Annotated in this window: 15 protein-coding genes; all 15 read left to right on the top strand. The window is 47.6% G+C overall.

All coding sequences use genetic code 11. The features are described from left to right. Positions 1–110 precede the first annotated feature (110 nt). A complete protein-coding gene (rpiB, locus tag AB1K89_RS14695) occupies positions 111–548 on the top strand; it encodes a ribose 5-phosphate isomerase B (protein WP_252501936.1) in 438 nt (145 codons plus the stop codon). Between the two features lie 17 nt (positions 549–565). Then, on the top strand, positions 566–1,129 hold the full coding sequence (locus AB1K89_RS14690; RefSeq protein ID WP_413055462.1) for a TIGR01440 family protein: 564 nt from the start codon (positions 566–568) through the stop codon (positions 1,127–1,129). Between the two features lie 56 nt (positions 1,130–1,185). Continuing rightward, complete coding sequence (gene glyA, locus AB1K89_RS14685) at positions 1,186–2,439, top strand: serine hydroxymethyltransferase (protein ID WP_252501938.1); 1,254 nt, start codon at positions 1,186–1,188, stop codon at positions 2,437–2,439. Between the two features lie 301 nt (positions 2,440–2,740). Next, positions 2,741–3,370: a uracil phosphoribosyltransferase gene (upp, locus tag AB1K89_RS14680; protein WP_413055461.1), complete on the top strand. Its 630-nt coding sequence runs from the start codon at positions 2,741–2,743 to the stop codon at positions 3,368–3,370. A gap of 56 nt (positions 3,371–3,426) precedes the next feature. Then, entirely contained in the window at positions 3,427–4,527 is a 1,101-nt protein-coding gene (wecB, locus tag AB1K89_RS14675; protein WP_371922515.1) for a non-hydrolyzing UDP-N-acetylglucosamine 2-epimerase, read from the top strand. A gap of 825 nt (positions 4,528–5,352) precedes the next feature. Continuing rightward, positions 5,353–5,727, top strand: coding sequence for an ATP synthase subunit I (locus AB1K89_RS14670; RefSeq protein ID WP_413055460.1), 375 nt, complete (start codon positions 5,353–5,355; stop codon positions 5,725–5,727). 30 nt (positions 5,728–5,757) lie between these two features. Beyond that, positions 5,758–6,471, top strand: a complete 714-nt coding sequence (atpB, locus tag AB1K89_RS14665) for a F0F1 ATP synthase subunit A (RefSeq protein WP_413055459.1) — start codon at positions 5,758–5,760, stop codon at positions 6,469–6,471. Positions 6,472–6,540: 69 nt separating this feature from the next. Further along, entirely contained in the window at positions 6,541–6,765 is a 225-nt protein-coding gene (gene atpE, locus AB1K89_RS14660; RefSeq protein WP_252501943.1) for a F0F1 ATP synthase subunit C, read from the top strand. A gap of 195 nt (positions 6,766–6,960) precedes the next feature. After that, a complete protein-coding gene (gene atpF, locus AB1K89_RS14655; RefSeq protein ID WP_413055511.1) occupies positions 6,961–7,491 on the top strand; it encodes a F0F1 ATP synthase subunit B in 531 nt (176 codons plus the stop codon). Further along, entirely contained in the window at positions 7,488–8,027 is a 540-nt protein-coding gene (locus AB1K89_RS14650; protein WP_413055458.1) for a F0F1 ATP synthase subunit delta, read from the top strand. Before atpF ends, AB1K89_RS14650 begins: the two co-directional genes overlap by 4 nt. A 23-nt stretch (positions 8,028–8,050) precedes the next feature. Further along, a complete protein-coding gene (gene atpA / locus AB1K89_RS14645) occupies positions 8,051–9,562 on the top strand; it encodes a F0F1 ATP synthase subunit alpha (protein WP_413055457.1) in 1,512 nt (503 codons plus the stop codon). Positions 9,563–9,618: 56 nt separating this feature from the next. After that, positions 9,619–10,476, top strand: coding sequence for an ATP synthase F1 subunit gamma (gene atpG, locus AB1K89_RS14640; protein WP_413055456.1), 858 nt, complete (start codon positions 9,619–9,621; stop codon positions 10,474–10,476). 39 nt (positions 10,477–10,515) lie between these two features. Next, positions 10,516–11,931 carry a F0F1 ATP synthase subunit beta gene (atpD, locus tag AB1K89_RS14635; protein ID WP_413055455.1) on the top strand — a complete coding sequence of 472 codons (1,416 nt, stop codon included), beginning with the start codon at positions 10,516–10,518 and terminating at the stop codon, positions 11,929–11,931. 23 nt (positions 11,932–11,954) lie between these two features. Further along, the gene (locus tag AB1K89_RS14630; protein ID WP_413055454.1) at positions 11,955–12,356 is read left to right on the top strand and encodes a F0F1 ATP synthase subunit epsilon; all 402 of its coding nucleotides are present in this window, start codon (positions 11,955–11,957) and stop codon (positions 12,354–12,356) included. Between the two features lie 366 nt (positions 12,357–12,722). Next, on the top strand, positions 12,723–12,959 hold the full coding sequence (locus tag AB1K89_RS14625; protein WP_413055453.1) for a DUF1146 family protein: 237 nt from the start codon (positions 12,723–12,725) through the stop codon (positions 12,957–12,959). The last annotated feature ends 198 nt before the right edge of the window (positions 12,960–13,157 follow it).

The raw sequence follows: 13,157 nt of genomic DNA, 5'->3' as shown, positions 1-13,157 counted from the left end.
CAATCATTTCCAATTCATTTCACAGCCCGAAATAGTAAAGCGAGGGCTGTGTTTTTTTGTGGAACAATGGTAAAATGATTTGTGAGTAAATTAAGAAAAGAGGGGACGCAATGAAAATCGCAATCTCTTCGGATCATGGCGGCAATCGTCTGCGCCATGAAATCATGGACTTATTATCGGAACTAGGATTGGACTATGAGGACTTCGGTCCGGACTCCGATGAATCGGTCGATTATCCGGATTACGCCAAACCTGTAGCGGACGGCGTCGCAAGCGGGAAGTTCGATCGGGGCATCCTCATTTGCGGGACAGGGATCGGCATGTCGATCGCTGCGAATAAAGTGAAAGGGATCCGTTGTGCGCTCGTCCATGACGTCTTCAGCGCGAAGGCGACAAGAGGGCATAACGATTCGAATATCCTTGCCATGGGTGAACGTGTCATCGGACCGGGCCTTGCAAGGGAAGTGGCGACAGCATGGCTGGATACTTCATTTGAAGGTGGCCGCCACGAGCGTCGCGTCGCCAAATTGTCAGAGCTCGAAAATTAAGTGAGGTGGGCAAGACAATGGATGATGTATTAAATTTATGGAAGCTTCAGCTTGAACAGCTGCTATCGGAAATGGAAGAGCAGACAACTTTCACGCCCGGCACATTTTTCGTCGTCGGCTGCTCGACATCCGAAATCGCGGGCAAACGGATCGGGACGGGAGGCGCCTTTGAAGTCGCCGACTCGTTATTCGGACCGTTGAACGCATTCGCTAAGAAGCATGACCTGTTTTTAGCATTCCAAGGCTGTGAGCACATTAACCGCGCCTTGACGATCGAGCGCAAAGCGGCGGAAAAAATGAACCTCGACACTGTATCCGTCATTCCGGCAGTACAGGCTGGCGGTTCGATGTCCGCATATGCGTTCGAACATTTGAATGATGCGGTCGTCGTCGAGTCCATTCGTGCGAATGCAGGGATCGACATCGGCCAGACATTGATCGGCATGCATTTGAAGCCGGTCGCCGTTCCACTCCGCACGTCCATCGACAAGATCGGGGATGCCGTCGTGACGTTAGCGACGACCCGGCCGAAATTGATCGGCGGCGAGCGCGCGATCTACAACCGCCCGGTGGAAGAATAAACTTCATTCCACTAGATGCACCCGGGTAAAAACATACGAAAAGGGGAAATGGAATCATGGATTTAAGTAATGTGAAACGCGAAGACACAGCAGTTTACGAAGCGATTATGGCGGAAAAGAACCGTCAGAACGCCAATATTGAATTGATTGCATCCGAAAACTTCGTGACGGAAGCAGTCATGGAAGCGCAAGGTTCCTACTTGACGAATAAATACGCTGAAGGCTATCCGGGCAAGCGCTACTACGGCGGATGTGAGCACGTTGACGTCGTTGAAAACATCGCGCGCGACCGTCTGAAAGAAATTTTCGGCGCAGGCTATGCAAACGTACAAGCCCACTCCGGTGCGCAAGCGAACATGGCTGTCTATTTCACAATTCTTGAGCCGGGCGACACTGTTCTCGGCATGAACCTTTCCCACGGCGGACACTTGACGCACGGCAGCCCGGTAAACTTCTCCGGCAAGCTGTACAATTTCGTTGAATACGGTGTCAGCAAAGAAGACGAGCGCATCGATTACGAAGATGTCCGCCAAAAAGCGCTTGAGCATAAGCCAAAATTGATCGTTGCAGGTGCAAGTGCATATCCACGCGAAATCGACTTTGCGAAATTCCGTGAAATCGCTGATGAAGTCGGAGCTTACTTGATGGTCGACATGGCGCATATCGCTGGCCTCGTCGCGGTAGGCGAGCATCCGAACCCGGTGCCGTACGCGCACTTCGTCACATCAACAACGCATAAGACGTTGCGCGGCCCACGTGGCGGATTGATTCTCGTGAACGAGGAATTCGCTGAAGAATTCGGCCGTAAAATCGACAAAACGATCTTCCCTGGCATCCAAGGCGGCCCGCTCATGCACGTCATCGCTGCAAAAGCGGTTGCATTCGGCGAAGCCCAAAAGCCTGAGTTTAAATCGCATATCCAGCAAGTGAAGAAAAATGCTGCTGCCCTTGCGGAATCCTTGATGGCTGAAGGCGTCGACATCGTTTCAGGCGGAACGGACAACCACTTGTTGCTCGTCAACTTGAAATCACTCGGCATCACAGGCAAAATTGCTGAACACGTTCTTGACGAAGTCGGCATCACTGTCAATAAAAACACAATTCCATTCGACACGGAAAGCCCATTCGTCACATCCGGCATCCGTATCGGAACACCAGCTGTCACAACACGTGGTTTCAAAGAGGAAGAGATGAAGGAAATCGGTTCCATCATCGCCCACCTATTGAAAAACCACGAAGACGAAGCGGTGAAAAAGGAAGCGGCTGAGCGCGTCAAAGCACTAACAGACCGTTTCCCGCTATATGCATAATTGATAAATCCCCGCTCTCTTCGCGAGAGCGGGGATTTTTTCAAGAAAGGACGCATAAAATTCATTTTCCGCGCATAAACGCTTCTAGATACGCATAAACGTCGCCAAAAACGCATAAATCACAATTCCTACGCATAACCGCCACCAACTGCGCATAAATTAGAAATTCCACGCATAAACCGCCACAAATACGCATAAAATTCTTATTTCACGCATAACCGACACAATCTTCATTCCCAATGTGTAAATCGACACGTTTCTGTTATAATGTACAGGACATTCCGAAAAGGAGCGATTAGCAATGGCAAAAGTACATGTATTTGATCATCCGCTTATCCAGCATAAATTGACACATATCCGTGACGTGAATACGGGAACGAAGGAGTTCCGCGAGCTCGTCGACGAAGTGGCGACATTGATGGCGTATGAAATTACCCGGGACCTTCCGTTGACAGAAGTGGAAGTGGAAACACCGGTCCGCACAGCAAAATCAAATGTATTGGCAGGCAAGAAATTAGGGATTGTACCTATTCTGCGTGCAGGCATCGGCATGGTCGATGGCATTTTGAAATTGATTCCAGCAGCGAAAGTCGGACATATCGGCTTGTTCCGTGATCCGGACACACTGCAACCTGTAGAGTATTTCGTGAAACTTCCTTCCGACGTATCGGAACGTGAATTCATCCTCATCGACCCGATGCTTGCAACAGGCGGCACGGCAGTGGAGGCTGTGAATTCATTGAAAAAACGCGGTGCGAAAAACATCCGCTTCATGTGCTTGATTGCAGCTCCTGAAGGCGTAAAAGTATTCACTGAAGCACATCCTGACATCGATGTGTATATTGCTGCATTGGACGAAAAATTGAACGAAAAAGGATATATCGTTCCGGGACTTGGTGACGCAGGTGACCGCCTGTTTGGAACTAAATAATCACGGAACAAAATAATGGGGAAGGCGTGAATGGATTGAAACGGAAATGGAAAGTGATGACGATTTTCGGTACGCGTCCGGAAGCGATTAAAATGGCTCCGCTCGTACTTGAACTGCAAAAGCATCCCGAGGAGATCGAATCGATCGTCACGGTGACTGCGCAGCATCGTCAAATGCTCGACCAAGTTTTGCATGCATTCAACATCACACCAACTTATGATCTGAACATCATGAAAGATCGGCAGACGCTCATCGATGTCGCGACACGCGGATTGGAAGGGCTCGATCAAATTATGAAAGAGGCGCAGCCTGATATCGTGCTCGTCCACGGCGATACATCGACGACATTCATCGGCAGCCTCGCAGCGTTTTACAATAAAATCGCAGTCGGTCACGTCGAGGCGGGACTCCGCACATGGGATAAATTCTCCCCGTACCCGGAGGAAATGAACCGCCAGCTGACGGGCGTCCTTGCCGACCTTCATTTCTCGCCGACCGAAAAGTCCGCGCAGAACTTATTAAATGAAGGAAAGCAGGAAGACCGTATTTACATTACGGGGAACACCGCAATCGACGCGCTTCAGACGACGGTGCGGGACGATTATAACCATCCGATTCTCGACGAAATCGGCGAAGATCGTCTCATTCTTCTTACTGCGCACCGACGCGAAAACTTGGGCGAACCGATGCGCAACATGTTCCGCGCGATTAACCGGATTCTTGAAAAGCATCCGGACACGCAAGTCATCTATCCGGTCCATATGAATCCGGCGGTGCGTGAAGTGGCGGACGAAATCCTTGGTTCGAACAAGCGCGTTCATCTGATCGAACCGCTCGAAGTCGTCGATTTCCACAACTTCGCAGCACGTTCGCATATCATTTTGACCGATTCGGGCGGCATCCAGGAAGAAGCGCCATCACTCGGCAAACCGGTCATCGTCCTCCGCGACACGACGGAGCGTCCGGAAGGCATCGAGGCCGGCACATTGAAACTTGCTGGTACCGACGAAGACACGATCTTCAACTTGACGGATACACTACTATCCGACGAAGCGGAATATAGCGCAATGGCGAAAGCTTCTAATCCCTATGGAGACGGCCACGCTTCCGAACGCATCGTCAGCGCGTTGAAGGAATACCTTTCTTCATTAAATTAATCTGAAACGGGTTGGATTTATGCGTAAAAACGCATAAATCCTTCTAAAGAAGCATAAACCCGCAGAAATGCGCATAAATTGCAAGAAAGACGCATAAACACTAGCAAATACGCATAACCGCCGCAAATCACGCATAAATCCATTCAAAAACGCATAAAAGTATTTATGCGCGAATAAATGACTTTATGCGTATTGCGGCTCGGTTATGCGGAATTATAGCGAATTATGCGGATCTGGCTCAATTTATGCGCGTTTATTGACAATTATGCGTATCTAGAAGATTTTATGCGTATTTGCAGTTGCTAGGCGTTCCAGTACGTAAGCTCCATTAGGATAGCGACGTGCTGGAACGAAGCAACTATCTATTTAAATAGAAGAAAACCAAGGAAATTCACTCATCGACTACGACAAAAAATTCCTACATTAACAAATATGTCGATTATTTGACAATATGAACAGTTTGTGAATAATTTCACGGGAATCAATTGACATCAAAATGCCCCTATTGTATGCTAACAAAGGGTAAGAATGATAGGGATTCATACATAGAAAAAACGCCTCGGGGATAAGCTTCAGGGCGATTCTATCAACCTTCATAGGACGTCGTTCCACGAGGGACCCCTTGAGCGTGCTCGATGGCAACGCCTCCTGGTGGTCAGTTGCTTACGGCGATTCACATGCAATTATAGGTTCCGACCAATCGGAATCTCTATCAGTACAAGCCCTCATTAGGAGCGATTCAAGTCGTTTTGTGTCGTATCTTGTACAACCCCGCTTTTCGAAGTCGCCAGACCCGGAAAATACGAATCAGGAGAATCACCCATCATGCATACATTGCGACACATTTTTAATAGGCAGAAGAAAGCACTCTTTTTTTTGCTCGCATTGTTTGTCATCGGATGGGCTTTTAGTGCATTCAAACCGGTTTTTGGTGGATTGATCCTAGGTTCCTTATTCGGACTGTATAATTTTTATATTCTTGTCCGTAGAATGGAAAGATTTGATCAGAACATTTCGGAAGGGAAAGCAACAAAGTCAATCGGAGGAACCGCATTGCGATTCGGATCCGGTGTGGCTGCCGCAGCCATTGCGTTGTCGATGCCGGAAAAATTCGATCTGATCGGAACAGTGATCGGACTGATGATTCCATACGTTCTATTGCTCGTCGACAGAATCGTAGTCCACGTCAAGCATTTCTAAACTGACACGCATAAGGGAGGTGAACGAAACGTGAACCATGGAAATCCGGAGTATATACAATTTCTCGGATTAAACTTTAACCCAGCAAACATCCTCATGCTCTTTGTCACATGTCTAGTCGTCTTCCTCATTGCCGTACTCGCGACGCGCAATTTGCAGATCAAGCCGACCGGTATGCAGAACTTCATGGAATGGATCATGGATTTCGTCAAAGGGATTATTAAGAACAATATGGACTGGAAAACAGGTGGTCGATTCCACGTACTCGGAATCACCTTGATCATGTTCGTCTTCGTTGCAAATATGCTCGGATTACCATTTGCGGTAGTCTGGAAAGGTGAGCTTTGGTGGAAATCACCAACAGCGGATCCCGTCATTACATTGACACTCGCTGGGATGGTCGTTGTATTAACCCATTACTATGGCGTTAAACAATTGGGGACGAAAGGGTACTTCAAAACGTACCTTCAACCGATGCCATTCTTAGCACCACTAAAAGTTATCGAAGAATTTGCAAACACATTAACACTCGGTCTACGTCTATACGGTAATATTTTCGCAGGAGAGATCCTTATCGGTCTACTTGCAACACTCGGGGCTGGTAGTGCATTCGGTCTTATTGGAGCCGTCATCCCGTCACTCGCTTGGTTAGGCTTCTCAGTCTTCATCGGAGCGATCCAGGCATTCATCTTCGTTATGTTAACGATGGTCTACATGGCGCATAAAGTCTCAACAGACCATTAAACATATATTGCCCCTGTTCAGGGTTAGTAAACAACAAAAAAACACGAAATTTTAGGAGGATATTACACTATGGTAGGTTCAGTTGGTCTATTAGCAGCAGCACTTGCAGTTGGTCTTGGTGCACTTGGAGCAGGTATCGGTAACGGTTTGATCGTTTCTAAAACAGTAGAAGGTATCGCTCGTCAACCAGAAGCGCGCGGTATGCTTCAAACAACAATGTTCATCGGGGTAGCGTTAGTTGAGGCCCTTCCGATCATCGCGACTGTTATCGCGTTCATCGTAATGAACCAATAATAAGACAACAATTCTACAAAATGGCGAAGACCGCGGCATAACTGCCCTTCGCCATTCATTTATGTAATAACTGACGTTTGAAATAGTAATTTGAAGTTGAAAATTAAGAATGATGTTCTTTTTATACAATAATGAAAATTGACATGAGCTCTTGAAGGGAGTGAAACAATCGTGTTAGGAAACACCTTCATCCTATTGTCCGCAAACGGCGGAGGATTTCTGTCATCATTGAATGACCCGAATGGTTTAAATCTAGGCGATATCATTGTCACAGTAGTATTCTTCACACTCCTCATGCTTCTACTAAAGAAGTTCGCATGGGGCCCACTAATGGGCGTAATGGAACAACGTGCACAATTGATCGCAACTGAAATCGAAGCAGCTGAAAAAAGCCGCTTGGAATCTCAAAAGCTTTTGGAAGAACAGCGTGCCCTATTGAAGGAAGCGCGTGAAAACGCACAATCGATTGTTGAAAATGCTCGTAAGCAAGGAGAAACACAACGCGAAGAGCTGATGACAGCAGCGCGTGCAGAAGTGAACCGGATGAAAGAATCCGCAACACTCGAAATCGCGACAGAGAAGGAAAAAGCAGTTGCGGCTGTCCGCGAAGAATTCGTTTCACTTTCAATCTTGGCGGCATCTAAAGTTCTTGGTAAAGAAATCTCTGAAGAGGACAACCGTGCTTTGATTGAAGAAACGATTGTGAAGGCAGGCGAAAGCCGATGAGCAATTCGGTCGTAGCAAAACGCTATGCAACAGCACTTTTTGAACTATCTCAACAACACGGGCAAACCGGTCCAATTCAGGAAGAAATAAAAGAATTGACGAAGGTGTTCCGTGACAATAAAGACCTTGGTGAACTATTAAGTTCTCCGAAGTTATCATTAGCGAAGAAGAAGGAAATGATCGCAAACATTTTCACAGGCGTGAATCCGCTCGTATTGAATGCGTTGTACGTATTGCTTGATGCGAAGCGCATGGATGAAGCCCAAAATGTTTTCGAAGAGTTCCTCGGCCTAGCAGATGATGCTGCGGGAATTGCAGAAGCGAAAGTGTACTCGACACGTCCATTGACGGAGCAAGAGACGAATGCCATTTCGTCAACTTTCGCGCACAAAGTAGGTAAACAATCTTTACGCATTGAAAATATCATCGATCCAAGCTTGATCGGGGGCGTCCGTCTCCAAATCGGCAATCAGATTTACGACAGCAGCTTGAGCGCGAAGCTCGAAAAACTGCAACGTAAATTGATCGGATCCTAATTTGAAATTGAGGGGTGACATACATGAGCATCAAAGCTGAAGAAATCAGCACGCTGATAAAGCAGCAGATTGAAAACTATCAGTCTGAGATGGAAGTAAGCGAAGTCGGTACGGTTATCAAAATCGGTGACGGTATCGCTCTTGCTCATGGCCTCGACAACGTCATGGCCGGAGAGCTTCTTGAGTTCTCTACAGGTGTCATGGGTATGGCGCAAAACTTGGAAGCGAACAACGTTGGTATCGTTATCCTAGGACCATACACAGACATTAAAGAAGGCGATGAAGTACGTCGTACTGGCCGTATTATGGAAGTACCTGTCGGTGAAGAACTGATTGGACGCGTCGTGAATCCACTCGGCTTGCCGGTAGATGGATTGGGCCCGATTGCAACGACAAAAACTCGTCCGATCGAAAGCCCTGCACAAGGCGTCATGGCACGTAAATCCGTTCATGAGCCATTGCAAACAGGCATCAAGGCGATCGATGCACTCGTACCGATCGGCCGTGGACAGCGTGAATTGATCATCGGTGACCGTCAAACAGGTAAAACAACTGTCGCAATCGATACAATTCTTAACCAAGCTGACCAAGATATGATTTGTATCTATGTAGCTATCGGACAAAAGGAATCCACAGTTCGTGGGGTTGTTGAAACACTCCGTAAAAACGGTGCGCTTGATTACACGATTGTTGTAACAGCATCCGCTTCACAACCGGCTCCATTGCTATTCCTAGCACCATATACAGGTGTAACGATGGCGGAAGAATTCATGTTCCAAGGCAAGCACGTCCTTGTCGTCTATGATGACCTTTCAAAACAAGCGGCTGCTTACCGTGAACTTTCCTTGCTACTTCGCCGTCCTCCAGGCCGTGAAGCTTACCCTGGTGACGTATTCTACTTGCACTCCCGTCTACTCGAGCGTGCAGCGAAGTTGAACGATACATTGGGCGCAGGTTCCATTACTGCTCTTCCATTCGTTGAAACGCAAGCTGGGGACATCTCCGCTTACATTCCAACGAACGTTATTTCCATCACTGATGGACAAATCTTCTTGCAGTCGGATCTCTTCTTCTCGGGTGTACGTCCAGCGATCAACGCCGGTCTTTCCGTATCCCGTGTAGGTGGTTCCGCGCAAATTAAAGCGATGAAAAAGGTTGCGGGTACACTCCGTCTTGACCTTGCAGCATACCGTGAGCTTGAAGCGTTCGCAGCATTCGGTTCCGACCTTGATGCAGCGACAAAAGCGAAACTTGACCGCGGAGCGCGCACAGTTGAAGTATTGAAACAAGACTTGAACAAGCCGCTGAGAGTGGAATACCAAGTTGTCATCCTTTATGCGTTGACACGCGGACTTCTAGATGACGTAGCCGTGCATGACGTTCTTCGCTTCGAAAGCGAATTGACGAGCTGGCTCGAATCTAACCACACTGAAGTGTATGATCATATCCGTACGACAAAAGACCTTCCGTCTGATGAAGTGATGAAAGATGCGATCAACGCATTCAAGAAGAACTTCGTACCGTCCGAAGCTTAATTCGAAACGTATCTAAGGATTTTGATCTAACTATACAATAAGGTGGTGAATTGCCAGTGGTATCATTACGCGATATAGAAAACCGTATTAAATCGACAAAGAAGACGAGTCAGATTACGAAAGCGATGCAAATGGTGTCGGCTTCCAAATTGAACCGTGCGGAGATGAATGCGAAAGCGTTCGTCCCTTACATGAATAAGATCGAGGAAGTCGTGGGCGCCATCGCAAGCGCGACGAGCGACTCCGGTCACCCGATGCTCGTGAACCGCCCAGTGAAGAAGACAGGTTATATTATCGTGTCTTCTGACCGCGGCCTCGTTGGAGGGTACAACGCCAACATCTTCCGTGCAGCGAAACGTGCGATCGAGCAACGTCACGCATCGAAGGACGACGTGAAAATCGTCGCAATCGGACGGAAAGGGCTTGAATTTTTCCGGCGTCTCGGATATGAAGTCGTTGAAAGCCTCGTCGGCGTATCGGACCACCCTTCATTCGATGAAATAAAGTCAATCGCGAATCGAGCTGTTGGCATGTTCACAGAAGGCGAATTCGATGAAGTGTACTTGTACTACAGTCACTACATCTCCGCCATCTCCAGTGAAGTGACGGAAAAGAAATTGCTTCCGCTCACGGACCTTTCATCAGCGTCAGCAATGACTTCGTATGAATTTGAGCCTTCCGCGGAAGCGATTCTTGAAACGCTTCTCCCGCAATACGCGGAAAGCCTCATCTACGGGGCAGTGCTTGATGGAAAAGCGAGCGAACATGCTTCCAGTATGACAGCGATGAAGACTGCTACAGATAATGCAGGCGAATTGATCGATTCATTGAGTCTTCAATTCAACCGTGCACGTCAAGCAGCAATTACGCAAGAAATCACTGAAATCGTCGGCGGAGTTGCCGCTCTCGAATAAAGCATTTTGAACGGGAAAAGTAAGACAGGAGGGAAAAGCATGAGTAACGGACAAATTCTTCAAGTTATGGGTCCGGTTGTTGACGTTAAATTCGAAAACGGTCAGCTTCCAGAAATCTATAACGCATTGAAGGTTCAAATCCAACGTCCTAACGCTGAACCAGAAACGTTGACACTTGAAGTCGCACTCCACCTTGGGGACGACTCGGTGCGTACGATTGCAATGTCATCCACGGATGGCCTTCAGCGTGGGTCTGTCGTTACAGACACTGGCGCAGCAATTTCGGTTCCAGTCGGCGACGTAACACTTGGACGCGTATTCAACGTACTCGGAGAGATCATTGACCTTGGGGAGGAAGTTCCGGCATCAGAACGCCGCGACCCGATCCACCGTCAAGCTCCAACATTCGAAAACCTTTCAACGAAAGTTGAAATCCTTGAAACAGGTATTAAAGTTGTCGACTTGCTTGCACCATACATTAAAGGTGGTAAAATCGGCCTCTTCGGTGGTGCGGGTGTAGGGAAGACTGTTCTTATCCAGGAATTGATCAACAACATCGCACAAGAACACGGCGGTATTTCCGTATTCGCAGGTGTTGGTGAGCGTACACGTGAAGGAAACGACTTGTTCTATGAAATGACCGATTCCGGCGTTATCAACAAAACTGCGATGGTATTCGGACAAATGAACGAGCCGCCTGGCGCACGTATGCGTGTTGCTTTGACTGGTTTGACAATGGCTGAATACTTCCGTGACGAACAAGGCGCGGACGTTCTATTGTTCATTGACAACATTTTCCGCTTTACACAAGCAGGTTCTGAAGTATCCGCACTTCTTGGCCGTATGCCATCTGCCGTTGGTTACCAACCGACGCTTGCAACTGAGATGGGTCAGCTTCAAGAGCGTATCACTTCAACTAACGTAGGTTCCGTTACATCGATCCAAGCGATCTACGTACCGGCGGATGACTATACGGACCCGGCTCCGGCTACGACATTCGCTCACTTGGACGCAACGACGAACCTTGAGCGTAAACTATCAGAAATGGGTATCTACCCAGCGGTTGACCCACTTGCTTCCACTTCACGCGCACTAAGCCCTGAAATCGTAGGCGAAGAGCATTACGAAGTGGCACGTCAAGTACAATCAACGCTGCAACGTTACCGTGAACTACAAGATATCATCGCGATCCTCGGTATGGACGAGCTTAGCGAAGACGACAAACTTGTCGTAGGACGCGCACGCCGCATCCAGTTCTTCCTATCGCAAAACTTCCACGTTGCCGAGCAGTTCACAGGCCAAAAAGGTTCTTACGTGCCGGTTGCTGAAACTGTTCAAGGCTTCAAGGAAATCTTGGATGGCCGCTATGACCACCTTCCGGAAGATGCATTCCGTCTAGTTGGACGCATCGAAGAAGTCATCGAAAAAGCGAAAAGCATGGGCGTTGAAGTCTAAAAACAGGATCAGGAGGGAAACAAATGAAGACAATCAAAGTCAATATCGTCACTCCCGACGGACCTGTTAGTGAAACTGAAGCGGATATGGTGATCGCCGCCACGGAAACTGGTGAAATCGGGATTCTTCCCGGCCATATCGCAATGGTTGCACCACTCCAAATCGGTGCCCTTCGCCTGAAAAAAGACAACTCGACTGTTAATGTCGCCGTCCATGGCGGGTTCATCGAAGTTCGTCCGGATGTTGTCACCGTTTTAGCACAACAAGCTGAATTGGCTTCCGACATCGACATCTCCCGCGCCCAACGCGCAGCGAAACGTGCGGAAGAAAAGCTGAAAGCCAAAACAGACAAACTTGAAGCTCAGTTGGCGGAACTCGACCTCAGACGGGCCATCAACCGAATCAACGTATACGAACAGAAATAATAGATGTGACTAGTTGGCGGGCAGAGGGAGTCTTTCTTCTGCCCGCATTTTCTTTCTGGGAATCTTAGCTAATAGAGCCATATTAGGGATGAATTAATCCTGTTATGTTGCGTGGCTCATAAAACGTCGCAAGTGATCATAAATCGCTGCAAGTGATCATAAACACTGGCAAGTGATCATAAATCGTTGCAAGTGATCATAAGCCGCTGCAAGTGATCATAAACGCGGGGCAAGTGATCATAAATCGTTGCAAGTGATCATAAGTCGCTGCAAGTGATCATAAGCCGCTGCAAGTGATCATAAACGCTGACAAGTGATCATAAACCGCTGGCAAGCGCTCATTAAATGCAAAAAGGAGGCAGGACTATGAATGATGTTTTTGCACATAACCCGATGCTGGCCATCGTCTCGCATATTTTTTTCATCGGCCTGTCATTTTATGCATTGCAATCGATCATGCCGGAAAAAATCATTAAAAAGCACCACGTTTTTCAAGCACAATTGCTGTTTATTTTATTGAGTTTTGCGATCGGTTCTACCGTATCAAATTTCTTTTTGGACATATCCTATTGGTCAGGAAGGATTCCTGCATTATTCAATTAATTGAGTTTGGACAAGTGAAAATCGGGTAGATAGTCATTAGGCTATCGTCTCAGTCAAAACTGCTCATATGCCACTGATCCATGTCATCGCCGCGTCTACATTACGTATGTGTACGGGGCGATGGCATGAAATGAAAATATGTTTACTTTCAAATAAATAATGGGAAGTACATAAGTACAACAAATGCCTATCAAGGAA

The sequence above is a fragment of the Sporosarcina pasadenensis genome (assembly GCF_047228845.1).
Taxonomy (GTDB): Bacteria; Bacillota; Bacilli; order Bacillales_A; family Planococcaceae; genus Sporosarcina.
This window is presented reverse-complemented; position numbering and strand designations above follow the sequence as displayed.

What these genes read in the sequence shown, in the direction of transcription:
- rpiB (WP_252501936.1), top strand. Translation starts at nt 111, where the DNA reads ATGAAAATCGCAATCTCTTCGGATCATGGCGGCAATCGTCTGCGCCAT.
- AB1K89_RS14690 (WP_413055462.1), top strand. Translation starts at nt 566, where the DNA reads ATGGATGATGTATTAAATTTATGGAAGCTTCAGCTTGAACAGCTGCTA.
- glyA (WP_252501938.1), top strand. Translation starts at nt 1,186, where the DNA reads ATGGATTTAAGTAATGTGAAACGCGAAGACACAGCAGTTTACGAAGCG.
- upp (WP_413055461.1), top strand. Translation starts at nt 2,741, where the DNA reads ATGGCAAAAGTACATGTATTTGATCATCCGCTTATCCAGCATAAATTG.
- wecB (WP_371922515.1), top strand. Translation starts at nt 3,427, where the DNA reads ATGACGATTTTCGGTACGCGTCCGGAAGCGATTAAAATGGCTCCGCTC.
- AB1K89_RS14670 (WP_413055460.1), top strand. Translation starts at nt 5,353, where the DNA reads ATGCATACATTGCGACACATTTTTAATAGGCAGAAGAAAGCACTCTTT.
- atpE (WP_252501943.1), top strand. Translation starts at nt 6,541, where the DNA reads ATGGTAGGTTCAGTTGGTCTATTAGCAGCAGCACTTGCAGTTGGTCTT.
- AB1K89_RS14650 (WP_413055458.1), top strand. Translation starts at nt 7,488, where the DNA reads ATGAGCAATTCGGTCGTAGCAAAACGCTATGCAACAGCACTTTTTGAA.
- atpA (WP_413055457.1), top strand. Translation starts at nt 8,051, where the DNA reads ATGAGCATCAAAGCTGAAGAAATCAGCACGCTGATAAAGCAGCAGATT.
- atpD (WP_413055455.1), top strand. Translation starts at nt 10,516, where the DNA reads ATGAGTAACGGACAAATTCTTCAAGTTATGGGTCCGGTTGTTGACGTT.
- AB1K89_RS14630 (WP_413055454.1), top strand. Translation starts at nt 11,955, where the DNA reads ATGAAGACAATCAAAGTCAATATCGTCACTCCCGACGGACCTGTTAGT.
- AB1K89_RS14625 (WP_413055453.1), top strand. Translation starts at nt 12,723, where the DNA reads ATGAATGATGTTTTTGCACATAACCCGATGCTGGCCATCGTCTCGCAT.